Here is a 25,785-nt window from a genome sequence, read left to right as displayed (position 1 = left end):
TTACTAAATGGTATAAAAAATAATGGCTGAGGAAGTAAAATCGGGGTTTGTCGCGCATTTAATTGAATTACGCGATCGGCTGATTAAATCACTATTAAGCATTTTAGTTATTTTTATTGCAATAGTGTATTTTGCAAACGACATTTATACATTTGTTGCAGCGCCATTAATTTCACATTTGCCAAGCACTGCAACCATGATAGCAACTGATGTCACAGCGCCATTTTTTGCCCCTTTTAAACTAACGTTATTTGTCGCATTATTTGCCTCTATTCCGTGGATATTACACCAGGTTTGGGGTTTTATAGCTCCGGGATTGTATAAGCACGAAAAACGCATGTTAATGCCAATACTCGCCTCAAGCATCTTTTTGTTTTATGGTGGTATTGCCTTTTGCTACTTTGTAGTACTGCCAATTATTTTAGGCTTTTTTACCAGTGCGGGTCCTGCAATGCTCACCTTAGCACCGGATATTAGTAGCTACTTAGGGTTTGTACTAAAACTATTTTTTGCCTTTGGTGTCGCTTTCGAAATTCCAGTAGCCATTATGCTGCTGTGCTGGAGCGGCGCTACAACAACGCAAAGCTTAAAAGAAAAACGTCCCTATATTGTAGTGGGTGTTTTTGTAGTAGCGATGTTTTTAACACCGCCCGATGTATTGTCACAAACTTTATTAGCGCTACCTATGCTTATTTTGTTTGAGCTAGGCCTAATTTTAGCTAAATTTTATACCGCTAAACCACAACAAGAATCTGAGGAATAACATGAACAAAAAACTACTCTCACTATTAGTTTTGTTAAGCGCACCGACTTTTGCAGCCACAGCTATTAACGAGCAAGCACTGCAAGCATGTAGCTTTATTGAAAACGACTTTAACCGCCTGCTTTGTTACGATAATACGGTTGCCGGTAAACCGCTGAGCAAGCCTACTGTAAATAAAACACTCTCACCAACAAATACAGAAGCCACCGCACCTGTTGCTGTAGCGGTAACACAAGCAGAAGAGTTTGGTTTAGAGCATAAAAATATTGCGAAAGAAAATGACAGCTCTATTAGCTCAACTGTATCAGCCATTAAAGAAGCAGCTTATGGTGAGTTAATTATTACTCTAGAAAACGGCCAACAATGGCGCCAAATTGGATCTGACGGCATAACGCTAAAAGAAGATGACAACGTGGTTATTAGTCGTGGTGTATTTAATTCTTTTTTATTAAAAAAAGAAGGTCAAAACCGCTCTATACGCGTTAAACGTACTCAATAATGCCATACAGCTTAATTGATGCTGGGGTTAATTTAACTAACCATCAGTTTGATAAACAGCATCAAGATATTATTGCCCGCGCTAATGCTGCGGGAGTAAAGCATATGCTGATTATAGGCTGCGATGTAGCAGCCAGTGAGCAGTCGCTTGAGCTGGCTATAGCGCATCAGCAATTTTCTACAGCAGGCGTACATCCTCACGATGCTAAATCGGCTTCTGATGAGCTTGAGACGCAACTCACTCAACTTGCAAGCCATAAACAAGTTATAGCCATTGGGGAGTGCGGCCTTGATTATAACCGTGATTTTTCGCCTCGCGATGTACAACGAAGTGTACTTAGACGCCAGCTTGCCCTAGCTGAACAGCTAAACTTACCTGTATATTTGCATGAACGTGATGCCAGCGAAGACATGCTCAGTATTTTAAAAGAATTTAATGTACGCGGCGTATTACATTGCTTTACAGGTAACGCTCAGGCATTAAAAAGCTACTTAGCGTTAGGGCTTTATATAGGCATTACCGGCTGGGTTTGCGATGAACGCCGTGGAAAAGAACTACAACAATTAATCCCCAGTATCCCTCTTAATAAACTGCTAATAGAAACTGATGCGCCTTTTTTGATTCCGCGCACCGTTAACCCAAAGCCTAAATCTCGCCGTAATGAACCTGCCTTATTAACTTATGTGTGCGAAACAATTGCCCAATTATATAACCTTACTCCTGAGGCAATAGCGCAGCAAACGACTCTAAATTTTTATAATATTTTTGATTTAAAAGCTAAGTAATGAAAGTTATTGGGGTGTTATTAAGTCTATTAACTATCCTTTTTGCTGGTTTAGCAGCCGCTAATACGATAGAGATAGATGAGCAGTTTACATCTGAAAAAATAAACTCTATTTATTATTCTTTTGCGCCTACATCTATAACAACCGCCCAGCAGAGCGATCTTAAACAGTGGCAAACGTTAACCAACAAACCTCTTAATTTAGGCGTTGAACAACGCCCTGTTTGGATCCAATTTACAATTAAAAACACGCTCAATACACGCGTAACGCCAATACTCTCTATCGATAATCCGCTATTAAATGAAGTACAGGTATATCACTTACTCGATAAGCGACGATCCTCCTCAATAAATATTAATGCCCCTCCTTTACTGCCACAACAACAAATAAAAAACGAACCTTTGCTGGTAAAATTAACGCTTCCTGCTCACAGTAATACCACTGTTATCGTTAAAGTGAGCAATAGCTCAGGATTACGCGTGCCTTTAACCTTATGGCAGGCAGATGCGCTCTTTACATATAAAAGTAAGCTTAATTTGCTTTACGGATTATTAATTGGCTTTGTTTTTTCTTTAGCGATTAGCTGTCTTATTTTATATGCTTTTTCGCGTAAGCAATACTTTGCTTATACGGGCGCTATAACATTAATGCTCAGCATCTTATTATATTTTATTTGTGGCTTTAGTTTCATCCACACACGTTCTGCGGGCACAGTACAACTTATGATCCCCATGTTGGTGATGCTGATAACGGTACTTTTTTTACCTCTACAGCAACAGGTATGCCAGCCTAAAACCGTTACATGGTTTAAAGTGCAAAAAATTATAATAGCTATATATGCACTGCTTATTGCGTTTATTTGGCTTTTTCCCACACTTGTTGTCACCTTATTTTGCCTTATTACCACTCCCATTGTTTTAGGCTACTATGTTGTAACAACCTTACTTTGTATTCGCCAAAACCCATCAGAACCCCAAAAAGCACTTTTGCTAGCTTTATGCAGCTTTTTAGCCGCAATTGTTTATTTTATTATTACTGTTTCAGGGCTTTATATATTTACAAACAGTAGAGTGGCTTTTGTGTTTATTTGCTCTCTTAGCTGCGCTTTCTCCCTTGGATATGCGGTGATGAAACTCTTTATTTTACAGCGCGATGAACAAGTAACTACTCAACAAACCTTAATAGCCAAAAGTGCTGCCCAAGATGCCTTATTACATGAGCGGCTATCTTTACAAGAAAGCGTGCGTCAAGAGCTCGAAACACAAGTAGATGAGCGTACTTTTGAGTTACAAGTAACACTAAGAGAACTAGAAGAAAAAAACCGTGAGCTTGAACAGCTAAACATGGAAGATCCCTTAACTGGTATTAAAAACCGACGCTTTTTTGATAAAAAATTAGTGATGGAGTTGCGCCGCTCGCGTCGCGAACAAACACCATTAAGTGTTATTATGCTTGATATAGACAAATTTAAGGTAATAAACGATACCTATGGCCACCTAACTGGCGATCAGGTTATTCGTACTGCTGCTGATACTATTAAAAAGCAATTACAACGCCCGCTTGATGAAGTAGCACGTTACGGCGGCGAAGAATTTGTGGTGCTATTGCCCAACACCCAAAATGATGGCGCGATAGCCATTGCTGAAAAAATTCGCCACGCTATTGCTACTAATAATGTGCATGTGGCTGGCACTACTATTTCATTTACAATCAGCGCGGGAGTGTATACTAGCGTTGCTGAAGATATAAATAATCCTGAAATTTTTACCGAACGTGCCGACAAAGCACTGTATTTTGCCAAGCAGCATGGTCGTAACCAAGTGATTAATTTTCCAATCCCACAATCCCAAAGTAGGAGCGTATAAATATGGCCCAATCTGGTCTAGATCTTTTCCCATATACTCGCATGCGCAGAATGCGCCGCGATGATTTTTCACGCCGTCTTATGGCTGAAAACCAGCTTAGCGTTAATGATCTTATTTATCCGGTATTTGTACTCGAAGGTAAAAACCGTCGTGAAGCAATTGAATCAATGCCCGGTATCGAGCGCTTATCAATTGACTTACTGCTTATAGAAGCCAAAGAACTGGTTGAGCTCGGTGTGCCCGCCATTGCTATTTTCCCGGTAACACCGGCCGACAAAAAGTCATTACATGCTGAAGAAGCGTATAGCGATGATGGTTTAGCACAACGTACAGTACGTGCATTAAAAGAAGCATTCCCTGAGTTAGGTGTAATTACTGATGCCGCGCTAGACCCGTTTACCACCCACGGACAAGACGGCATTATTGATGAAAGTGGCTATGTAATTAACGACATCACAACTGACATACTAGTTAAGCAAGCACTGTCGCACGCCCGAGCAGGTGCTGACGTTATTGCCCCTTCGGACATGATGGATGGCAGAATTGCCGCTATTCGCGAGGCACTTGAAGCCGATGGCTACATTCACACTCGCATTATGGCTTACTCAGCTAAATACGCCTCAAGCTATTATGGCCCATTTAGAGACGCGGTAGGCTCTGCCGGTAACTTAAAGGGTGCAGATAAAAAAACCTATCAAATGGATCCAGCTAATTCTGACGAAGCCATTCGCGAGGTCGCGCTTGATTTGCAAGAAGGCGCCGACATGGTAATGGTTAAACCTGGCATGCCATATTTGGATGTTGTACGCCGAGTTAAAGATGAGTTTGGCGTGCCAACCTTCGCTTATCAAGTAAGTGGGGAATACGCCATGCACAAAGCTGCAATTGATAACGGCTGGTTAGCTGAAGAGGCCACTATTATGGAGTCGCTACTGGCATTTAAACGTGCTGGCGCCGACGGTATTCTTACCTATTTTGCTAAGCAAGCTGCACAATACTTAGCTAAAAAGTAAGCCTTACAAGGCGGGCAACAAGCCCGCCTTACTTTATTTTTAATTACAAACTTAAATAGTGCTACATCATTTTTACGCTGCTATAACTCAACAAAAACTGCTACCTATATAACCAGTATTAGCCCTCCTCTTTGCTTTATTTAATTGGGATTAATTTTGTACCAATTAAAACCTAATATATACAAATGTAATTCAGACAAGCTTCAGTAAACTTTGTGTACTATCCGTACTAAATCTACTCACTCTCGTATTTAGCCTGTAAACAACAAAGCATACTTGAGCCTTTTTATACGTTTATTATTAAAAGTACCAATGAAACAAATTAATAAATCGATATTAATCTTAACTGTAAAAATAAGTCATGTTTTTATAAAGGAACGAAAATGAAAGCACCAATTCACCTAATATCAACATGGAAAAAAGCCTCAGTACCATTACTTAGCTTGTTTCTTGTTTTTTCAGCTCAGCAAGCATTTTCCGCTACGCTTGACGTTGCCATCCCGCAAGACAGTTTATTTGATGTGATCAGCGCCCGCGCTCAAAAATTAGCGAGTGAGGAGTATATTGCCCCTAAAAACATCGAGCTAGATGCGCTAAATAATATTGAATATCAAGATTATCGCTCTATTCGTTTTAAACAAGACAAGTCAATGTGGAAAGATGAAGGTCTTTACGAGCTACAGTTGTTTCACCCCGGCTTTTTATATAAAACACCAGTAACAATTAATACAGTTGATAGCGATTCTAAACTTAGCCGTTTGCCGTTTAGTACTGACTTTTATCAGTACGATGGTACTGCAGCACCTTTAAAAGATGAAATAGCCAAGAGTATTGCCAATAAACAATTAGGCCATGCTGGATTTAGGCTGCATTACCCAATTAATACCACTGAGTACAAAGATGAAGTAATGGTGTTTCAAGGTGCTTCTTATTTTAGAGTTGTTGGGCCTAATCAAGTGTATGGCCTATCGGCGCGAGGGTTAGCAATTGATACTGCTGAAGCGTCTGGTGAGGAGTTTCCTGTGTTTAAAGAGTTTTGGCTAGTAAAACCACAGCCAGAACAAACTAACATTATCATTTTTGCACTGCTTGATAGCCCATCGGTTGCCGGCGCTTATAAGTTTAGTATTGACCCTACCACCAACACCAGCGTTAAAGTAGATATGCAAATTTTTGCCCGTAAAGACGTGAAAAAATTAGGCGTAGCACCACTAACAAGCATGTTTTATCACGGCGAAAACAGCACTAAGTTTTTTGACGATTACCGCCCAGAAGTGCATGACTCAGACGGACTGTTAACCCAATCTCAGGATAACAACTGGATTTGGCGTCCGCTTAATAATCCGTCGCAACTTAGCGTAACCTCTTTTTCATACGAGAACCCTAAGGGATTTGGCTTAGCGCAACGTGATCGTGAATTTAATAATTACTTTGATATTGAAGCGCATTATCACAACCGCCCTAGCCTGTGGATAGAGCCTGAAGGTGACTGGGGAAATGGTCGAGTAGAGCTGGTAGAAATACCGACAGATACAGAAACAAACGACAACATAGTGAGCTACTGGGTACCTGAAAAACCATTTAAAGCAGGCGATTCGTTAAAGCTAAGCTATAAAATGACCACCTTTAATGCTTACTTAACTCAGCATGATAAGGCACGCGCAGTTCGCACTCGCATTGGTAGCGCGGCATTACCGGGTGAAGATAATCCGCCACCTAAAAGCCATCGCCAATTTACGGTTGATTTTGCTGGGCCTGATATAAATAAGCTTTCAGAAAAGTTAAATTTAAATGCCGACATCCAATTAACAACGGGTGAGGTTAGAGATGTAACTGTGCAAAAATTACCTGATTCATTAGGCTGGCGAGTTGCTTTTAAAATAGCTCCACAAAATGGCAAACCTGTAGACATGCGCTTATCGTTAAAGCTGCATGATAAAGAAATTAGCGAGGTATGGAGTTATGTTTGGTATCCAAATGACATCAAGTAAACAAACCACCAAAATATCTATGCCCTTTAAGGCACTTCGTATTTGGTTATTTGCCATTGCCGCAATTGGTATATCTGCGTATGGCATCTCTATTATGTTTGAAATTTTAAACTCAAATGGTATGACACCACTTGAATATGCTTTGCTGGCATTATTTTCAATTACCTTTGCATGGATTGTTACCGCATTTTGTAGTGGTACTATAGGGTTTGTACTGCAGTTACTGCGTATTGATCCGCTTACCCTTAGGCGCATAAAACCTATAAAGCTTGATAGTCAGGCATTTTCTCAGCAAAAAACTGCCATAGTAATGCCTATTTATAACGAAGATACACACCGTGTTATTGCAGGCTTTGAAGTGAGCTTACAGTCATTAAAAGAGACTGGGGAATTAGCCAACTTTGATTTTTATTTACTCAGTGATACACAAGATCCAACAATAGCTAAAAATGAACTAAGTGCTTGGCATGCTTTGTGTGAGCGCCTAGGCGAGACATCAAAGCAGTTGTTTTATCGTCGCCGCGAAGATAATAAACACCGTAAAGTAGGTAATTTAACCGACTTTTGTGAGCGCTGGGGAAGCCAGTACGATCATATGATTGTCCTTGATGCCGACAGCGTTATGACAGGTAAATGCATGCTAGAGCTAACGGCAAGCATGATTAACAACCCGCAAGTAGGACTTATTCAAACCATTCCTATTCCGGTACGCCAAGATACCTTTTTTGGTCGTTTTTTACAGTTTGCTTCGGTACTTTATAGCCCTATGCTGGCAACAGGATCGGCATTTTGGCAAACCGATAAAGCAAACTACTGGGGCCATAATGCCATAATTAGAGTAAGCGCATTTATTGACTGCTGTGGTTTACCCACACTTAAAGGCAATGCTCCTTTTGGTGGTGAAATACTCAGCCATGACTTTGTAGAAGCATCATTACTACACAGTGCAAATTGGGAAGTATTACTACTTGCAGATATTGAAGGCAGCTATGAAGAAGTCCCAAGTAATATTTTAGATTATGCCGTGCGCGACAGACGTTGGGTACAGGGTAATATTCAACACATTGGATTACTCCCGTCACCAAAGTTAAAGCTGATGAGCAAATTTCACTTTTTACTTGGCGCTACCGCTTATATTTCGTCATTAATATGGTTACTTATGCTCGCGTTAAGTACGGTTGATGCCGTAACACGTGCTTTAAATAGCGACGTTTATTTTAACCGCGCTTATCAATTGTTCCCTACTTGGCAAATAGCTAAAACCGATTTAATTGATGCTCTGCTCTATCTTACTATTGTTATTTTATTGCTACCAAAACTAATGGGTATAATCGTAACCTTGGTGCACAGAAAAAACCGCTTCGGTGGTGCTATTAAGCTTACGTTAGGCGCAATTATAGAAACAGTTTTTGCTATTGTCATGGCTCCATTAATGATGGTGTTTCATGCTTATTTTGTTGTTTGTGTGTTTTTAGGCAAAAAAGTTAAGTGGGATGCTCAACCACGAGAAGGCCGTATGGTGCCATGGAAAGAAGCGTTTAGTTATACGTTATTTTCTACTTTGGTCGCTATTGCTTGGGGTAGCACAGCGTATTACTTCACGCCGGTATTTTTTTTGTGGCTATCACCTATATTACTAGGTTTAGTACTAGCTGCACCTATAGTGCGTTATTCAAGCAGTATAAAACTGGGGGTTAAACTCAGAAAGCTAGGTATATTTATCTGCCCTAGTGAAGTAGATAACGATACCATGCTAGAGGCACTTAAAGTGCACCTTAAAGAGATTTCGGTACCCACCGCAGGGCAATACCCTTTAACTATACCCGCATTGCCAAAAGAGCACTTGGTTACCATGCCAATACAAAGCTTTAATAAGTCACGCTCGCCAAAGATGAAAGCGCTAAAAGAAAAGCTAATTAAAAAGCTTAGCTAGCGCCACACTTTAAAATAAAAAAGGAGCTACAAATAGCTCCTTTTTTATTATCGGCAATTAGCTGTTTACACCTTTTTTATTAATTGTATTAAATTAGTAGCGTTTATAGGCAAAGGTATACCACTCAACAATAATATCATGGTGTATAGCGCATCATCGTAATACTCCTCACACTTGCATACGCACAGCTAAGTTAACAACTCATTTAGCTCACTGTAGCCGTTATATTTAACGCCAAATTAGCGCATGCTGGGCATTTATGCGCCGTTATTACCTAACCTTAAAAGGAAACGCAATGCTGTAAATTTAACCTCGAAAGATAAGCACACCCTAATATATCAATTTTATTATGGGCAATAAAAAACCCGCAACATGTGCGGGTTTTTAAAGAGTTAAGGTGCTAATTACTTAGCAGCTTTTTTCTCTTTTTCTGCAGCGATTACAGCTTCAGCAACGTTATTAGGACATGGTGCGTAATGTGAGAACTCCATAGAGAACTGACCACGACCTGATGTCATTGTACGTAATGAACCGATGTAACCGAACATTTCTGATAACGGTACGTCTACTTTAATGCGAACGCCAGTTAAACCAGGCTCTTGGTCTTTCATCATACCACGACGACGGTTAAGGTCACCGATTACGTCACCTACATGATCTTCCGGCGTGAACACGTCAACTTTCATGATTGGCTCAAGAAGTTGTGCACCCGCTTTAGGGATAGATTGACGGAAAGCACCTTTAGCAGCGATTTCGAACGCGATTGCTGATGAATCCACTGCGTGGAAGCCACCATCAAAAAGCTCAACTTCAACGTCAAGTACTGGGAAGCCAGCTAGAACACCAGTGCCCATCATTGACTTAAAGCCTTTCTCAACTGCAGGCCAGAATTCTTTAGGTACGTTACCACCAACAACAGATGATTTAAACGTGAAACCAGAAGCAACTTCGCCTGGCTTAATACGGTAATCAATTTTACCGAACTGACCAGAACCACCAGACTGTTTCTTATGCGTGTAGCTATCTTCAATTTCTTTAGTGATAGTTTCACGGTAAGCAACCTGTGGTTGACCAACAATAAGGTCTACACCGTAAGTACGCTTAAGGATATCTACTTTGATATCTAAGTGAAGCTCGCCCATTCCTTTAAGAATAGTTTCGCCTGAATCTTCATCAGTCTCAACTTGGAAAGATGGATCTTCTGCAACCATTTTACCGATAGCAACACCCATTTTCTCATTACCGCCTTTATCTTTAGGCTGTACAGCAATCGAGATTACTGGAGTTGGGAATACCATTGGCTCAAGTGTTACTGGGTGCTTAGGATCACATAATGTGTGACCAGTTTGCACGTTTTTCATGCCTACGATAGCAATGATGTCACCAGCTTGTGCGCTAGCTAATTCATTACGGTCATCTGCTTGCATCTCAACCATACGGCCAACACGCTCAGTTTTACCAGTAAACGCATTAAGGATAGTGTCACCCTTGTTTAGTTTACCTGAGTAAATACGTACGAATGTTAACGCACCAAAACGGTCATCCATTATTTTGAATGCTAACGCTTTAAATGGTAGGTCTGTAGATACGATAGCGAATTCGCCGTTTTCATTACCTTCTTCATCCATAAGAGGTTGAGGATCAACTTCTGTAGGAGATGGTAAGTAATCAACAACTGCGTCAAGAATAAGCTGCATACCTTTGTTTTTGTATGCTGAGCCACAGTATGTTGGGAAGAAAGCAAGGTCACGAGTACCTTTACGAATACAACGCTTCACATCTTCAATTGAAGGGATTACACCTTCCATGTACGTTTCTAGTAGCTCATCGTCTTGCTCAACAGCAGTTTCGATAAGTAACTCATGGTATTCCTCAACTTGGTCAACCATGTCTGCAGGAACGTCTTCAATAGTGTAGTTCTCTGGAAGACCAGTCGCATCCCAAACATATGCTTGCTTGGTTAGAACGTCAACAACACCAACAAACTCATCTTCTCTACCGATTGGTAAAGTCATGATTAATGGAGTTGCACCAAGTACTTTTTGTACTTGATTAGTTACACGGAAGAAATCAGCACCCATACGGTCTAATTTGTTTACGAAAATAACACGTGCTACACCTGACTCATTCGCATAACGCCAGTTAGTTTCTGATTGTGGTTCAACACCACCAGAGCCACAGAATACACCGATGCCGCCATCTAATACTTTAAGTGAACGGTAAACTTCAACAGTGAAGTCAACGTGTCCAGGAGTATCGATAACGTTAAAACGGTGATCTTTCCAGAAACAGCTTACAGCCGCAGACTGAATAGTAATACCGCGCTCAGACTCTTGATCCATGAAATCTGTAACTGATGTGCCATCGTGCGTGTCACCACTTTTGTGGATTTGACCAGTAAGCTTTAGTATACGCTCAGTGGTGGTAGTTTTACCCGCATCAACGTGCGCGAAAATACCAATGTTTCTGTACTTCGATAAATCTGCCATTAGTTTACTCTTAATAAAGTCGAAAAATTATTCGGCCAGAGTATAACATCACTTAAAGCGAACATCACCATAGAAGTCGCTTAAAATGCAGCCAATTATATAAAAAAAATGATCCATCCTTTGAAATAGCTATTTTTTGTAGTGCGAGCGAGCGATCTATTTACCTAATGAGGCCTTACCTTACTCTGTACTCTTTATTTTATTGGCATATTTTATAGCAACGCTCTGGACGACCAATACTACCATAGCTTTGATCAGCTCTAACCTGCTCTGCTTCAAGCATGTATTCTAGATATCGGCGAGCAGTCGATCGGCTTACACCCACTAAATCACCCATTTGCTGAGCTGTAAATGCTGTTTCTTTATGTTCATTAAATGCAGTTATTATTTTTTTTAAGGTAAGCGAGTCGACTCCTTTGGGTAAGCGTGTTGTGGTACTAACACGCTCTTTTGAACCAAATAGGGTATCAACCATAGACTGCGTCACCTCAACAGCAGCCGAAAAGCATTGTTGCCGAGCTTCAAAACGTGCCAGAGCTTGATCTAACCTACTTAACATGAGTGGTTTTACTAAAAAGTCACTGGCGCCTAACTGCATTGCTTTTTCGAGTATTTCCACTTCTTTTGCCGCTGTGAGCAACATCACTTCGCTTTTTATGTTTAAGCGGCGCAAATCACTCAATAAGTCTAAGCCGTTACCGTCGGGCAAATGAATATCAAGTAACACTAAATCTGGATTAACTGCCTGCAACAAAGCCTTTGCCGTAGCTAAGTTACCGGCAATGCCCACTACCTGATACTGCCCTTGCCTGAGACTTTGCTTGGGTGTGTTGTTTCCTGCAACACCATTGGGTAGCAGTAAATATTGTGCTAATAACTGCGCAACCTCTACTTCATCTTCCACTATCACTACTGAGTACGTCATGTTTTATTACTCTTATTATTTGGGGATATAAACACTGAGGCGCGCACCCAGTAGATCTGATTCACCTATTTCTAAACTCCCACCGCACGAATCTAAATTAGTTTTAACTAAATACAAACCAATTCCATGTTCCGCCCCCGACTTAGAGCTGTATTGTGGGGTAAATATCACATTATGATCAGGTCCTAAACCAAAACCGCTATCTTCTACATCAAAAAGTAGCGTTTTGCTGGTTTCATCAACCGTTACCCGCACTTTAGCAGCACGAGTATCTGATGCTCGAATGGCCGCATCAATCGCGTTGTCGATTAGGTTACCTAAAATAGATACCACCCGCTCTAAAATATCTTTGCGAGTTATTTCACCAAGCAAGCTATCAGGGTTAAGCGTTAACACCACATTTAACTCTCTTGCTTTATGGTATTTACCAACTAACAAACCTGCAAGCACAGGATCTTGTATTCGCTCTAACAAGTTATGTATTTGCGCCTGCGATCCTTGGCTTTCTTGACCTATAATTTCAATCGCTTGCTCATTTTTGCCCATTTGCACTAACGCCCCAATTAAATTGAGCTTATTTGAATAGTCATGAGTTTGCACTCTTAACAGCTCCGCAAACGCTTGCACTTTAGTAAGTTGTTGGCTTAAATATTCGAGTTCATCAGAGGGGCGCATACTAAGTAAAATGCCATCGGCTTGGCCTTGTACCTGCAAAGCAAAGCGCGATAATATTATTCGTTTATCGGCGGCAAATAGTTCAAACCCTACTATTTCGCGTGACTGGTTACGCAGCAAAAATTCAGCATGCTCAGGAAGTAAATCAGCAAGCGTGAGGGGTTGGTGAGTATAAGCAAGAGGTTTATCTAAAATTTCGCAAGCACGTTGATTCAACTTACGTACATTCCCCTCGGGGTCGAGCGCAATTATACCGTTACGCACCGTATTTAAAATAGCATTTTGTTCTGAAAACAACCGCGCAATCTCATCTGGCTGTAAACCAAAAATAGCATTTCGCACCCGCTGACCAATATAAATAGCCACCACAATACTTAAGCCCACCACCACTAAGCCCCAAATTAAAATCTCAATACTGCGAGAACGTATAAGAGGGTCAATTGACTGCACTAAAAACCCGACCGATACCAAGCCTATTATTTGGTTATTATTCGAATAAACAGGCACCTTACCGCGAATTGACTCTCCTAAACTGCCACGGGCAAGCGAAATATAGCGCTCACCCTTTAATGCAGCTTGGCTATCGCCACCCACCATACGCTTGCCAATTTTCTTTTCATCAGGATGCACAATACGCAATGCATTTTCATCGCCAATAACAATAAAGTCGGCTCCAGTGAGTTGCCTTATTTCTTCTACTTCCTCGTTAATAGCCAATAAATCTTTTGGATTTTGCAGTGCTTTTATAACATCAACGCGTGAGGCTATACTGCTGGCAACGGCCAATGCTTTGTCGCCAATGTGACTATGTAAGCTTTGCGCCGTAAGCTGATACACCAACGCGCCAAACAACAATGCTTGTAATACACATAAACCGGTTACCCAAATAATTAGCCGAGTTTCTAGGCGTTTAGGTTTTTTAACCATATGTTGCAATGGGCTTAGCGGGTTGGTGTTTTTCATTTTATGACTCTGTTAAGCCTGCTCTTGAAGCGCAGCTTTATCTGCACGGCGCTGCATTAAGTAATCTTTTAACGGAAATAAAAGCACTAAAATTGAAATAACAAATATACTCAATGTAAGTGGGCGATCCCATAAAAAGCTCAATGAACCATCAGAAATCATCATAGAGCGACGGAAATTACGTTCTATCATATCACCCAAAATAAAACCGAGTAATAAAGGTGCCATAGGAAAAGCTAATAATCGTAATACCAACGCCACTAAGGCAAATCCCACCATCATAAATAAGTCAAAGGTATTAAAAGACACCAAATACACACCAATTAAGCTAAAGAACAAAATCATTACTGTGAGTACCGATTTGGGCATAGCTAATACTTTTGCAAAGTAAGGAATAAGCGGTAAGTTTAAAATAAGCAGCACTATATTACCAAAGTACATACTAACAATAACAGACCAAAAAACACTGGGGTTTTCTTGCATAAGCATTGGCCCTGGTTGTATACCATAGGCAATTAATGCCCCTAGCATAATAGCCGTAGTACCTGAGCCCGGAATACCTAGCGTTAACAAAGGTACAAATGAGCCAGTACATGCCGCATTATTAGCCGATTCGGGTGCAGCTAAACCACGTAATGAGCCTTTACCAAATTTTTCTTTTAAGCCTTTCGGTGCTAAGTTGCGCTCGGTTGCATAAGCCATAAAACTTGCAATAGTTGCGCCTGCGCCCGGTAACACACCGACAATAAAGCCCAAAATAGACGAGCGACCAATCACTGGCGCTATTTCTTTAATCTCGCTTTTAGTTAACTTAGTTGAACCTATTTGCGGCGTATCTGAATCGTTAATATTTTTGGCGTCTTTTTTCTCTGGTTTTACTACGTTAACTAACGCTTCTGCTAATGCAAAGGTTGCCATAGCCACTAATAAAAAGCTAATACCATCAAGTAAGTCCGCTTGGCCAAAAGTAAATCGGTCGGTGCCCGATGAAGGATCGATGCCAACAGTAGCAAGCATTAGCCCAAATACCGTCATCATCATCGCTTTTAAAAATTGTCCTTTATTAGAAAACGCTGCAATTGCGGTTAAGCCTAAAAACATCAGCACTACATAATCTGGTGATTGAAAACTCAGCGATACTTTAGCTAATAAAGGTGCGGCAACCATTAACAATATAGCGCCGATAGTGCCCCCTATAAAGGAGGAGTAGGCAGCAATTGCCAATGCTTTACCTGCATGGCCTTGTTTTGCCAGTGGGTAGCCATCAAAGGAGGATGCCACCGTACCCGCAACCCCTGGTGCGTTAATTAAAATAGATGAAGTAGAACCACCAAAAATGGCACCATAATAAACACCTGCCATTAAAATCATGCCTGAGTCGGCACCTATGCTATAAGTAATCGGGATCATTAATGCAATCGCAGTAATTGGCCCTAACCCCGGTAACATACCAATAAAAGTGCCCACTAGGCAGCCAGCAATCACATACATTAAATTATTAAAGTCGAGCACGGTCGACAAACCAAGCATAATTCCATCAAACATAATTTAACTCCACAAATCGCCCGGAACTAAGTAAATACCTAGCACTTGAGTCATTAAAAACCAAAACACCACAGCAACCGGAATCGATGCAAATAATAAAATACCTTTGCGCCTTTCACCCATTACAAAAAAGCCTGCTAACAAAAATGTACTGGTCGAAATTAAAAACCCAACCGGCTCTAACATGGCGCTATAAATCACCATTAGCACTAATAAGCTAATAGTACGCAGTACATGTGATTTTTCGAGGTTTTCATCGGTAGCTTCTTTTTCGCTTGGTTTAAGTAATGTTGTAGCAATAGCAAGTAAACACACCACAATACCAAACGCGGCATATACTTTAGGTAGAGTTGCAGAAGTCACCGTTTCGTATTCTTCAAACGGTAAAAGTGGAATTTGCCATGCAACAACGGCGTACAGGGTAAATAGCGCCAAGAATAAACTTGGCCCTAGTAATTCGCGATTCATCATTTTAAACCTCGATTATTGCAATGTACGGATAAAGCCAAGCTCTTCCATCACTACTTTAAGCTGCGCTTCTTGCGCTTCTAATGACTTAATAAACTGCTCTTTTTCTTGGAATAAATTTAACCAACCGTTACGTGCACGGACAACTTCCCACTCAGGAGTACTTTGTAATTTGCGCAGTTTTTTGGTGTACTCTGCCAATTTTTCAGCAGGTAAGTTCGGCGCTGCAAAAAAACCACGCCAGTTTACAAATTCCATATCGTAACCAAGAGATTTAAGGGTAGGTATTTCTGGGTAATCCGGTAACGGCCCACCTGAGGTAACCGCTAAAATGCGTGCTTGACCACCATTAGCTACTTCTAGTGCTTCACTTAAGCCGGTAGAAAGTAAGTTAACTTCGCCTGATAGTAATCCAGCTTTTGCTTTACCACCGGCGTCGTAAGGAATATAACGTAAACGTCGACCATCAATACCCGCCGCTTTAACTGCTTGCGCTGCAACTAAATGATCCATACTGCCACGCGCAGAACCGCCCGCTACCTTTACTGAGCTTGGATCTTCTTTGATTGATTTAACAACATCTTGCCACGTTTTAAATGGCGAATCGTTACGCACCACAAATGCGCCATAATCGGCAATCATGCTGGCAACAGGAGTTAAATCGCGGTAGCTATAAGGAATGCGACCAGTTAATGCACGCAATACGATAGGTGTTGAGTTAACCATTAAAATATCGCCCTTTTTAGTGCCCGACTCAATTAAGTAAGCAATAGCACGACCGCCGCCGCCACCCGACATATTTTGAAAAGACGCATTATCTTCAATACCTGACTTAACTAAACCTTCGCCTACACCACGTGCTGTTGTATCCCAACCGCCACCAGGGCCGCCAGGTACTAAAAAGTGAATGTCGGCCATTACAAATGGGCTGCTAAGTACCAGCGATGCTGCAAGTACTGTGGTTTTTAGTGATTTAAGTGACTTAAATAATTTCATTGTATGATTCCTTAAAATAAATACTGCATACGCGCACTAAAGCCCATACCAGAGTCTTCATCGCCTACCAAAGCTGTAGTACCAGGGCCTGTCACATCACTGTAAATAAGGTTGCCCATAAACTTAATATCGCTACTGATGTAATAAGATGTGCCTAATGTATAAGTAGTTGCTTGCGTCCCTTGTAAGCTGCTAGTTGCATCCATTTGTGAAACACGCGCAACTAACTCCCATGCATTTTTAATGTTTTTAGGTTGTACAAATAATGCTGAACTTGCTTTGTATTGGCGCTGCTCGCCACCTAAAAAGTAACTTGCCGATACATGAAAACCATCAAAGCGCTCGCCATCTAGCAAGTCTGCGCTATTAACTGCGTTTAACGAGCGGCTTGCATATTCAGCTTCAAGGGTTAAAGAATCTGCTTGGTAAGCAAATTCAAGTCCGCTTTGCGATAAGCTATCAAGTGCTGCGGTTACGCCACCAGCGGCATAATCAACAAGCCTAGTATTAGCTTCGCGAACTTCTCCACGAGCAAAACGCGCACCTAATTCATTGCCGCCCATATCACGATATGAATGCCACGCCCCTAAATGAATCACATCACCCGGTGCAGCACTTGACCACGTTACGCGCCCTGTTGCAGCCAAAGTTAGCCTGTCGTTTTCATCATTACCCGTTGCGCCAAAGGCATCATTTTTATAAACACCCACTGCGTAGCGAAATCCCGAATCTTTAAAGTATTGGTAAGCCGATGCACCCCAACGAAAAAATGGCGAGAAGGTATTTGCTAAACTACTACGCTCAATAGTGTTGATATGTTTTGAGCTGGTTAATGCATTAAGCGATATATCTTCGCGAATTTTACCTGCTTTAATTTTAAGCCCGTTATCAAACGCATAACGTACACGTGCCATAACAATTTCAGCTGTGCCTTCGCCAAATTCGAGTAATAACTTGTGATCCCAATTACCATGCTCGCTAGCAACGTAAGTACGAATACGTCGCGGAAAAAAATCACTGCCGCCAGAGCCGCCATTATCTGCATTGTAAGCGCCATCAAAATAGTTGTAGTCAAGCTGTACGCGTCCACCAAACTCTAAATTAAAACCACTCGATTTTTTTAATGCACTGACTTCTTTTTGTAATGCATCTAATTGCTGTTGTAATTTATCGGTATCGTTATCGGCTAAAACTGATGTGCTCGCTAATGCGGCAGCTACTGCCAAAGCGAGTTGTGTGTTACTTGCTTTCATTGTTGTCTCCACGCTGTGTTGGTGTATTTATTGTCAGGTAGATAAGCGACTACAAACTGCTATCTAAAGCGCAGCTTATTGTTAACGTGAAATTAACTAAATATTTAGACGGTAAGGTGCATTGATGATCTTTACGCGCTTTTTGTGCATAAAAACCATGCGCAAAAAGGACAAAACTAGCCGCGCATTACTCTTTGATTTATAGTGCCTTTATATTTAAAGTGGTTTTATAACGCGGATTCAAATTGGTAGCTTTTTAAGTTATAAAAAAACCCGCAACAATGCGGGCTTAATTAATAAGCTATTATTAAAATGTCATTTCGGGTGTGTTTTTAGGGATAATTAAACGCCCCTGTGTTTTCGCTTGAATTTCTTCTACGCTCACTCCGGGGGCGCGCTCTAATAAATGAAATGCACCATCTTTAATTTCCAGTAAGGCCAAGTCGGTAATTACTTTATTAATACACCCCACACCGGTGAGCGGTAAGCTGCACTCACTGAGTAATTTTGACTCACCATGCTTGTTAGCGTGGGTCATGGTACAAATAATGTTTTTTGCACCAGCTACTAAATCCATCGCACCGCCCATACCTTTTATTAACTTATTGGGGATCATCCAGCTAGCAATATTGCCGTTTTGGTCAACCTCAAAGGCACCCAATACGGTTAAGTCAACATGACCGCCGCGGATCATCGCAAAGCTTTCGGCTGAGTTAAAAATTGCTGCGCCAGTGGCGGCAGTAACGGTTTCTTTACCGGCGTTTATCATATCAGCATCGAGCGCATCGGCAGCAGGATACTGCCCCATACCCAGTAGGCCATTTTCTGATTGCAGCATTACTGCAATATTATCGGGGACATAGTTAGCTACTAAGGTAGGAATACCAATGCCTAAATTAACGTAATAGCCATCTTGTAATTCCATCGCGACTCGCTTGGCGATTTGTTCACGTGTTAATGCCATTAGCTTACTCCTTATTGCTTTGCTGCTTGGGTGGTCACTTTTTCTATGCGTTTTTCAAACACCCCTTTTATAACCCGATCGATATAAATACCGGGAGTGTGTATTTGGCTTGGCTCTAACTCCCCAGGCTCTACAATTTCTTCTACTTCGAGTACAGTTATTTTACCTGCGGTGGCGGCCATAGGATTAAAGTTCATCGCGGTATGGCGATAAATACAATTACCAAAGCGATCCGCTTTCCAGGCTTTTACAATGGCAAAGTCACCGGTAATACTGTGTTCTAACAAGTAGTCTCGACCATTAATATTGCGCGTTTCTTTGCCCTCAGCCACTGGCGTGCCTACTCCAGTGGCGGTATAAAAAGCAGGAATACCTGCACCACCAGCGCGCATTTTTTCAGCCAGTGTACCTTGTGGAGTAAGCTCTACATCTAGCTCACCACTAAGTAGTTGCTGCTCAAATAAGGCATTTTCGCCCACATACGAGGCCACCATTTTGCGTATTTGTTTATCCTCTAGTAACACGCCTAAACCAAAACCATCTACGCCACAGTTATTAGACACCACAGTTAAGTTACGAATACCTTGGCGTTTAATTTGGCCAATAAGTCCCTCCGGTATACCGCACAAGCCAAAACCACCGGCAATCACTGTCATGCCATCCTCAAGCCCTGCCATTGCTTCGCTGTAACTGCTTACTACTTTATCGAATCCTGCCATTGTTAGCTCCTATTGTGCGGTCCAGCCGCCATCTATTGCTATAGCTTGTGCGGTAATGTTTCGCGCCGCATCAGCCATTAAAAAGGTTACCGTATGGTGTATTTCATCTAAACCAATAAAGGCTTTTTTAGGCATGGGTGCTAGCATAATAGTATCGATAACTTGTTGCTCAGATAAACCATGCTCTTTGGCTTGTGCGGCAATTTGCTGCTCTACTAGCGGAGTTTTCACATACGCGGGGCACACGGTATTAATGGTTATATTGGCATCTCCTGTTTCAAGCGCTATGGTTTTACTAAAGCCAATTAAGCCATGTTTGGCGGCCACATAGGCCGACTTATATTTAGAGGCCACCATGGCATGAATAGAGCCAATATTAATAATTCGGCCAAAATTTTGTTCGCGCATTTTAGGCAATACCGCTTGGGTCATCATTGCGGGCCCAACGAGCATTACTTGCTGCAAAAATTGCCATTTATCAGCCGGAAATTCTTCAAGCTTTGCTACGTGCTGAATGCCGGCATTATTTATAAGTACATCAACAGCTTGCGGTAACTGCTTAAAAAAAACGGTAATTGCCTCGCTGTCGGCCACATTTAATGCATAACCTTGGGCTTTCCCGCCATTAGTAACAATATCTTCTGCCGCTTCTTTTGCGTGCGCTGCATTTAGGTCGGTTACTATAATATGATGACCCGCTGCGGCTAATTGCTGTGCTATATATAAGCCAATACCGCTGGCTGCACCGGTTATTAAAATTGTTTTGCTCATGCAGGCCTCCTAGTTGGCTAAAAACTCACTAATTTGCTGCGCTTTAGGCGTAATCGAAAATAGCCCATCTAAATGACCCCAGCCTCCCGCAATTTCAGAAATAGTAACCTCCTTACCTAGTTCATCCATTATTGAGTGCATTTTGCGGACATTTTCGGGACGTAGTAATAAATCGTTAGTGGCAGGTAGCAATAAGGTTTTTGCCTGCACCTTTTTTAGGGCATCAGTTAAATTGGCTGATCTACCTGCGGTAAATAACTGCGATGCTCGCACTAAGTACAACACATGGTTTGCATCTTGTAGCTTAGCTTTAGCTAATGCTCTAGCCTCTAAAACCTGGTTTACTTTTGGTAGAGTACGAATATCTTGCAGTGCGTCGTCATCTAGCACCTCAAAATTTGGGAAACTAGCGTTATAAATAAGCGGATGCATAGCATCTTGGGTAATGTTTAGTAGCGTAGCGGTAAGCCCTGCAAGCGGGCGCTCTTTATTATAGTAATTACCTTGCTGCCAGTTTTTATCTAAACGAATTGGCATAGCCCACTTTTCTAGTGCCGACACAGTCCATGCATCCATGGTTGCCGCACCAATTACATGTACTAAGCGCTCTACTTGCTCTGGATAACGTACCGCCCACTCCAGTGCCTGAAACGATCCCATTGAGGCACCTATTACGGCATGCAGTTTGTTAATACCTAAACTATCGAGTAAGCGTTTTTGCACTTCAACAAAATCAGTAATGGTCACTACCGGAAAATCAAGGCCATACGGTTTACCTGTTGCCGGATTAGTTGATGCAGGGCCAGTCGTAATTACATTAGGATCGTGCCAATTGGCATTAACTAAAGTGTCTGAGCTAATTACAAAGTATTTATTAGTGTCGATTGCTTTACCTGGACCAATTAACGCATCCCAATAACCCGCCAAGGCATCATCGGCTTTATATTTACCAGCTGCATGCGACGTGCCCGAAAAATAATGCGTAATTAGTACCACATTATCTTTAGCTTTATTTAAAGTACCGTAGCTCTCCCAGCCTACGTCTACTTGGCTAAGCGTAACTCCCGACACAGTAGTAAAATTTTTAGTGGTAAAATGTTGTTTTTCAACCAACATAGGCGCTGTTTTATCATTGCTATAAGCAACTGTGCTTACTATTAACAGCAGTACACTCATTATTAATTTAGTTTTCATTGTTATCCCTTAAAAGAAAATAAATAAGCCAATTGCTAATGCAACCCCAATTAGCGGTACTACGGTTGTTAACGCAGCCATAGACCAATAAGCACGCTGATGTGTTTCTTTACAAATAGCGCGGATCAAAGTAACTACATAACCATTGTGCGGCAAGGTATCTAGCGCACCTGAACTAATAGCTACCACGCGGTGTAGTTGCTCTGGGTTAACCCCCATATCTATATATCCTGGAGCAACCAGTGGTAATGCAATAACTTGCCCTCCTGAGGCAGAACCCGTTAGCCCCGCTATTACACTTACCGCTACGGCCGCGCCTACTAGCTCATTACCTGGCATATGGGTCATTACTTCAACCGCGGCAGTAAATGCTGGTGACACTTTGGCAACTGCACCAAACCCAACCACCGCGGCTGTATTTCCTATTGCCACTAATGCCCCGGTTGTTCCTACATTTACAGCGCCAGCCAGATCATGAAAGTACTTAAAGTTAATTACCATAATACTCAGCACGCCACCTAGTAGGGCAATAATAAGCGCGGTTTGTTGTAATGTATCATGTAAAGTGAATGACAATAGCAGCACCACTAATAGCGGAATAAGCCCAGTAATAGGGTGTGGCCTTTTACGATCAACCACGCTTGGATCGTCATCGCGCTCTTCAAAATGCTCACCATTGGCAAGCGCTTTTTTTATCATTTTATTGAGCCAATAATAGCCAAATGTCGCCATAAAAATAGCCACCACTAGGCTTACTTCCCATGCGGCATAGGGGGAGGTGCCTAAATATTTTATTGGGATCCAATTTTGAATTTCGGGCGATCCTGCCGAGGTCATAGTAAAAGTAACCGAACCAAAAGCCAGCGTGGCCGGAATAAAGCGCCGTGGCAGGTTTGCGTCTTTAAATAAGCTAAGCGCCATCGGGTACACCGAAAAAGCCACCACAAATAAACTAACACCACCATAGGTTAATACCGCACACGCTATCACTATTGCTAAAACAGCATGTTTCATACCTAATTTGCCAACTATATAACTGGCCACACTATCGGCAGCGCCGGTGTCTTCCATAAACTTACCAAATAGTGATCCCAGCAAGAACATAAAAAACCATGCACTTAAAAAACTAGCAAAACCATCCATATAAGCATTTATAAAATTAATATCGGCCGTGACAGGAAAAATTGCCATGTCGCTACTCAGTGCTACAAGTAACGCGCATAGCGGTGCGGCTATAAATAAATTTACCCCGCGCAAAGTTAAAATAATCAGCAGTATTAAACCACCTACTAGCCCTATCATGCTCAGCATAAGCTTTCCTAAAGTTATTGTTATTACAAAGATGAGGTGACATCGCAGTAATGTTAATTATATTGTTGCTTATTTGTAATTAAATACATAGCACTATGGTACTACATAGTTATATTTAGGCTTGCAGGCATTGTTATATATGGGTTTAACCTAGGTATAGCACTATGGTACTAATTCATTTTTTGTAACAATCTTCTAAAGTAGTTAACAGGTGACATGAGCAATGAGTAAAGGTCTGCAGCAATCTTAGTCGTTAGCGATGGCGAGGCTTAAACAACGGCACTTAGGTATAGGCAAATAAATAGCTGGTATTTATTCCGTTGGCATTAATCACAACAATAAAAGGTAATCAACATGATAAAGCTCAATAAAAAAGTCGCACCCGTTACACTCGCTGTGTCATTGGCGCTGATCGGTGCAAATAGTTATGCAGCAGAACAACAAACTAACCAAGTTAACAAAGGCGAGCTAGAGCGCATTGAAGTAACGGCGCGTAAAACGGTAGAAAACTTACAAGAAGTACCGGTAGCAGTAACCTCTATTGGCGCACAAGAGCTGGCTGAAAACGGTATTAGTGTAATGACCGAAGTACAACAATTTTCGCCTAACACTACACTGCAATCTAGCCGTGGTACTAACTCAACTATTACTGCATTTATTAGGGGTGTAGGCCAACAAGATCCGCTATGGGGATACGAAGCCGGTGTAGGTATTTATATAGATGACGTATACATAGCGCGTCCACAAGGCGCGGTACTTGACCTGCTCGACGTGCAACAAATTGAAGTACTACGCGGCCCGCAAGGCACGCTATATGGTAAAAACACTATTGGCGGCGCAATTAAATACGTCACCAAAGAAATGGATGGCGATGCAACCCTTAACATTAAAGGCACGGTAGGTAGTTATGGTCAAAAAGATCTAAAAGTTACCGGGCAACTACCGCTTATTGATGAAAAGCTCTATGTTGGCTTTGGTTTTGCTACTTTAAACCGCGATGGTTTTGGTGAGTTTTTAACCTCAGATTTAACCAATCAAGATCGTGAAAACTACAACAAAGACGTAACCGCAGCCCGCGTTACCCTAGAATACACGCCAACAGATGACTTGTTTTTTAAACTTGCTTGGGATAAAACCAAAGACACCTCAAACTCAAAAGGCGGCTATCGTTTACTACCTAGTATACTCACTGACGCTCCAGTACCCGACAGCGTATACGACTCTTACACCAGCTTACCTACCTGGAACGAAGTAGAGCTTGAAGGTTATAGTTTTACCGCACGTTGGGATATGAGTGACAGCACAAGCATTAAATATGTTGGCGCCAGCCGAGATGGTTACTCGCCAACCAATATCGACTTTGATAACACCTCAAAGCGTATTTTTGATGTACCCGCTATATATGAAGATGAGCAAACCACTCACGAAATACAACTAAATCATCAAGGCGATAACTATAAATTAGTGTCGGGCTTGTATTACTACGATGGCGAGTCGTGTGGCCAGTTTGAAGCCATACTCGAAGAATTTGGTAAATCTTTAAACTTACCAGGTTTAACTCGTGAAGTAAGTGGTTGTAGTAACTCAACAAGTAAAGCCGCTTATATTCAAGGCTCTTACGACTTTGATAACAAATGGTCAATGACCCTAGGCGCGCGTTATACCAAAGACAGCAAAGAAGCGATTGTAAATAATGGCCTCATATTCGACACTGTTTACCCTGAGTCGGGCTGGATCCCAGGTTATGTTCGCCCAGAAGGACAACTAGTACCTACCGTACTAGATGATAGCGAAGATTGGTCGCGCTTTACCCCAAGAGCGGGCGTTGAGTACCAATACAGTAACGATATTATGTTTTTTGCCAGTTACGCCCAAGGCTTTAAGTCGGGTACATTTAACCCAAGAGCCACCACGCCTGAACCAGCAGCAAAGCCAGAAGTTGTTGATTCATTTGAATTTGGTATGAAAAGCGAATGGAATAATAACTTACGCGCAAACATAACCTTGTTTACCCTTGATCATAAAGACCGCCAGTATATTTCGGTACTCCCAGGCGACAGCGGATCTGACCTAAACCAACGTTTAGGTAATATTGGTGAATCAACATCAGATGGCGTAGAAATAGAGCTTAACTATGTTGCTACTGAGTCACTAAGCTTTAATGCCTCAATTGGTTATATAGACAGTAGCTTTGATAACGTAATTGATTTTGACCCAAATACCGGCGCAGCCTTTGATAAATCTGATCGCTTTAGCGTATCAAACACGCCAGACTTAACCTTTAACTTAGGCGCTACGTACCGCATGTACACAGATATGGGCGACTTTGTAGTTAATGGTAATTACTACCACCGTGGTGATTACGCCTTATTTGAAGAAGACAGCCTACTAACTCAAGACGCGTACGGACTGCTTAATCTAGGCGTTACTTGGTACAGCGCCGACGGCCATTGGACCGCTGGTGTATATGGTAAAAACCTCACCAATGAAGAATACATGATTGGCGGTTACCAGTTTGTAGCACCCGATCCGAGTGATCCAACGAATGTAAGCAAATACCAGCCTGGTTTAGGTGGTGATAATACCTTAATTGGCTACTTTGGCGACCCACGTACTGTGTCGTTAACTGTTGGCTACCGCTTCTAGTCTTTATTATGTGAAAG

General features: G+C 41.7%; 20 protein-coding genes. 8 read left to right on the top strand and 12 right to left on the bottom strand.

Features of this window, described 5'->3' with window-relative positions; genetic code table 11:
• Positions 1-22 precede the first annotated feature (22 nt).
• The 7 genes from tatC (at position 23) to mdoH (ending at position 8,849) form a co-directional block, all read left to right on the top strand.
• Positions 23-763 carry a twin-arginine translocase subunit TatC gene (gene tatC / locus I6E78_RS07850; protein WP_011329556.1) on the top strand — a complete coding sequence of 247 codons (741 nt, stop codon included), beginning with the start codon at positions 23-25 and terminating at the stop codon, positions 761-763.
• Position 764: 1 nt separating this feature from the next.
• Positions 765-1,262: a hypothetical protein gene (locus I6E78_RS07845; protein ID WP_011329557.1), complete on the top strand. Its 498-nt coding sequence runs from the start codon at positions 765-767 to the stop codon at positions 1,260-1,262.
• A complete protein-coding gene (locus tag I6E78_RS07840; RefSeq protein ID WP_197182252.1) occupies positions 1,262-2,047 on the top strand; it encodes a TatD family hydrolase in 786 nt (261 codons plus the stop codon). Before I6E78_RS07845 ends, I6E78_RS07840 begins: the two co-directional genes overlap by 1 nt.
• Entirely contained in the window at positions 2,047-3,912 is a 1,866-nt protein-coding gene (locus tag I6E78_RS07835) for a sensor domain-containing diguanylate cyclase (protein WP_197182251.1), read from the top strand. Before I6E78_RS07840 ends, I6E78_RS07835 begins: the two co-directional genes overlap by 1 nt.
• Positions 3,913-3,914: 2 nt before the next feature.
• The gene (gene hemB, locus I6E78_RS07830; protein WP_011329560.1) at positions 3,915-4,925 is read left to right on the top strand and encodes a porphobilinogen synthase; all 1,011 of its coding nucleotides are present in this window, start codon (positions 3,915-3,917) and stop codon (positions 4,923-4,925) included.
• 383 nt (positions 4,926-5,308) lie between these two features.
• Complete coding sequence (locus tag I6E78_RS07825; protein WP_182678397.1) at positions 5,309-6,916, top strand: glucan biosynthesis protein G; 1,608 nt, start codon at positions 5,309-5,311, stop codon at positions 6,914-6,916.
• Complete coding sequence (gene mdoH / locus I6E78_RS07820; protein WP_197182250.1) at positions 6,888-8,849, top strand: glucans biosynthesis glucosyltransferase MdoH; 1,962 nt, start codon at positions 6,888-6,890, stop codon at positions 8,847-8,849. Before I6E78_RS07825 ends, mdoH begins: the two co-directional genes overlap by 29 nt.
• 404 nt (positions 8,850-9,253) lie before the next feature.
• On the opposite strand, the gene fusA is transcribed toward mdoH, so the two are convergent.
• The 12 genes from fusA to I6E78_RS07760 form a co-directional block, all read right to left on the bottom strand.
• The gene (gene fusA / locus I6E78_RS07815; RefSeq protein WP_011329565.1) at positions 9,254-11,338 is read right to left on the bottom strand and encodes an elongation factor G; all 2,085 of its coding nucleotides are present in this window, start codon (positions 11,336-11,338) and stop codon (positions 9,254-9,256) included.
• A gap of 199 nt (positions 11,339-11,537) precedes the next feature.
• On the bottom strand, positions 11,538-12,263 hold the full coding sequence (locus I6E78_RS07810) for a response regulator (protein WP_089368885.1): 726 nt from the start codon (positions 12,261-12,263) through the stop codon (positions 11,538-11,540).
• A 15-nt stretch (positions 12,264-12,278) separates the two neighbouring features.
• Positions 12,279-13,901, bottom strand: a complete 1,623-nt coding sequence (locus I6E78_RS07805) for an ATP-binding protein (RefSeq protein ID WP_089368886.1) — start codon at positions 13,899-13,901, stop codon at positions 12,279-12,281.
• A gap of 12 nt (positions 13,902-13,913) precedes the next feature.
• Positions 13,914-15,446, bottom strand: a complete 1,533-nt coding sequence (locus I6E78_RS07800; protein WP_089368887.1) for a tripartite tricarboxylate transporter permease — start codon at positions 15,444-15,446, stop codon at positions 13,914-13,916.
• Between the two features lie 3 nt (positions 15,447-15,449).
• The gene (locus tag I6E78_RS07795; RefSeq protein WP_089368888.1) at positions 15,450-15,917 is read right to left on the bottom strand and encodes a tripartite tricarboxylate transporter TctB family protein; all 468 of its coding nucleotides are present in this window, start codon (positions 15,915-15,917) and stop codon (positions 15,450-15,452) included.
• A 12-nt stretch (positions 15,918-15,929) separates the two neighbouring features.
• The gene (locus tag I6E78_RS07790) at positions 15,930-16,910 is read right to left on the bottom strand and encodes a Bug family tripartite tricarboxylate transporter substrate binding protein (protein ID WP_089368889.1); all 981 of its coding nucleotides are present in this window, start codon (positions 16,908-16,910) and stop codon (positions 15,930-15,932) included.
• 11 nt (positions 16,911-16,921) lie between these two features.
• Positions 16,922-18,163, bottom strand: a complete 1,242-nt coding sequence (locus I6E78_RS07785; protein ID WP_089368890.1) for an OprO/OprP family phosphate-selective porin — start codon at positions 18,161-18,163, stop codon at positions 16,922-16,924.
• A gap of 307 nt (positions 18,164-18,470) precedes the next feature.
• Complete coding sequence (locus I6E78_RS07780; RefSeq protein ID WP_011329567.1) at positions 18,471-19,127, bottom strand: 3-oxoacid CoA-transferase subunit B; 657 nt, start codon at positions 19,125-19,127, stop codon at positions 18,471-18,473.
• An 11-nt stretch (positions 19,128-19,138) separates the two neighbouring features.
• Positions 19,139-19,846 (bottom strand): CoA transferase subunit A, encoded by a 708-nt coding sequence (locus I6E78_RS07775; protein WP_011329568.1) that lies wholly within the window; start codon positions 19,844-19,846, stop codon positions 19,139-19,141.
• A 9-nt stretch (positions 19,847-19,855) separates the two neighbouring features.
• Positions 19,856-20,617 carry a 3-hydroxybutyrate dehydrogenase gene (locus I6E78_RS07770; RefSeq protein WP_011329569.1) on the bottom strand — a complete coding sequence of 254 codons (762 nt, stop codon included), beginning with the start codon at positions 20,615-20,617 and terminating at the stop codon, positions 19,856-19,858.
• Positions 20,618-20,626: 9 nt separating this feature from the next.
• Positions 20,627-21,811 (bottom strand): E22 family MetX-like putative esterase, encoded by a 1,185-nt coding sequence (locus I6E78_RS07765; RefSeq protein WP_197182249.1) that lies wholly within the window; start codon positions 21,809-21,811, stop codon positions 20,627-20,629.
• 9 nt (positions 21,812-21,820) lie between these two features.
• Positions 21,821-23,122 carry a GntP family permease gene (locus I6E78_RS07760; RefSeq protein ID WP_011329571.1) on the bottom strand — a complete coding sequence of 434 codons (1,302 nt, stop codon included), beginning with the start codon at positions 23,120-23,122 and terminating at the stop codon, positions 21,821-21,823.
• Between the two features lie 354 nt (positions 23,123-23,476).
• On the opposite strand from I6E78_RS07760, the gene I6E78_RS07755 reads away from it, so the two are divergent.
• The gene (locus I6E78_RS07755) at positions 23,477-25,768 is read left to right on the top strand and encodes a TonB-dependent receptor (RefSeq protein ID WP_058374420.1); all 2,292 of its coding nucleotides are present in this window, start codon (positions 23,477-23,479) and stop codon (positions 25,766-25,768) included.
• The last annotated feature ends 17 nt before the right edge of the window (positions 25,769-25,785 follow it).

Source organism: Pseudoalteromonas sp. NZS127, from assembly GCF_015864805.1.
GTDB classification, from domain to species: domain Bacteria; phylum Pseudomonadota; class Gammaproteobacteria; order Enterobacterales; family Alteromonadaceae; genus Pseudoalteromonas; species Pseudoalteromonas nigrifaciens.
Note: the sequence above shows the minus strand (reverse complement) of the source record. Positions and strands in the feature narration are given on the sequence as shown.

Coding starts and splice junctions, on each gene's coding strand:
- I6E78_RS07825 (WP_182678397.1), top strand. CDS start 5,309: ATGAAAGCACCAATTCACCTAATATCAACATGGAAAAAAGCCTCAGTA.
- I6E78_RS07770 (WP_011329569.1), bottom strand. CDS start 20,617: ATGAGCAAAACAATTTTAATAACCGGTGCAGCCAGCGGTATTGGCTTA.
- I6E78_RS07810 (WP_089368885.1), bottom strand. CDS start 12,263: ATGACGTACTCAGTAGTGATAGTGGAAGATGAAGTAGAGGTTGCGCAG.
- I6E78_RS07845 (WP_011329557.1), top strand. CDS start 765: ATGAACAAAAAACTACTCTCACTATTAGTTTTGTTAAGCGCACCGACT.
- I6E78_RS07760 (WP_011329571.1), bottom strand. CDS start 23,122: ATGCTGAGCATGATAGGGCTAGTAGGTGGTTTAATACTGCTGATTATT.
- hemB (WP_011329560.1), top strand. CDS start 3,915: ATGGCCCAATCTGGTCTAGATCTTTTCCCATATACTCGCATGCGCAGA.
- tatC (WP_011329556.1), top strand. CDS start 23: ATGGCTGAGGAAGTAAAATCGGGGTTTGTCGCGCATTTAATTGAATTA.
- I6E78_RS07800 (WP_089368887.1), bottom strand. CDS start 15,446: ATGTTTGATGGAATTATGCTTGGTTTGTCGACCGTGCTCGACTTTAAT.
- I6E78_RS07775 (WP_011329568.1), bottom strand. CDS start 19,846: ATGGCAGGATTCGATAAAGTAGTAAGCAGTTACAGCGAAGCAATGGCA.
- I6E78_RS07785 (WP_089368890.1), bottom strand. CDS start 18,163: ATGAAAGCAAGTAACACACAACTCGCTTTGGCAGTAGCTGCCGCATTA.
- I6E78_RS07795 (WP_089368888.1), bottom strand. CDS start 15,917: ATGATGAATCGCGAATTACTAGGGCCAAGTTTATTCTTGGCGCTATTT.
- mdoH (WP_197182250.1), top strand. CDS start 6,888: ATGTTTGGTATCCAAATGACATCAAGTAAACAAACCACCAAAATATCT.
- I6E78_RS07765 (WP_197182249.1), bottom strand. CDS start 21,811: ATGAAAACTAAATTAATAATGAGTGTACTGCTGTTAATAGTAAGCACA.
- I6E78_RS07835 (WP_197182251.1), top strand. CDS start 2,047: ATGAAAGTTATTGGGGTGTTATTAAGTCTATTAACTATCCTTTTTGCT.
- I6E78_RS07805 (WP_089368886.1), bottom strand. CDS start 13,901: ATGAAAAACACCAACCCGCTAAGCCCATTGCAACATATGGTTAAAAAA.
- I6E78_RS07840 (WP_197182252.1), top strand. CDS start 1,262: ATGCCATACAGCTTAATTGATGCTGGGGTTAATTTAACTAACCATCAG.
- I6E78_RS07780 (WP_011329567.1), bottom strand. CDS start 19,127: ATGGCATTAACACGTGAACAAATCGCCAAGCGAGTCGCGATGGAATTA.
- I6E78_RS07755 (WP_058374420.1), top strand. CDS start 23,477: ATGATAAAGCTCAATAAAAAAGTCGCACCCGTTACACTCGCTGTGTCA.
- I6E78_RS07790 (WP_089368889.1), bottom strand. CDS start 16,910: ATGAAATTATTTAAGTCACTTAAATCACTAAAAACCACAGTACTTGCA.
- fusA (WP_011329565.1), bottom strand. CDS start 11,338: ATGGCAGATTTATCGAAGTACAGAAACATTGGTATTTTCGCGCACGTT.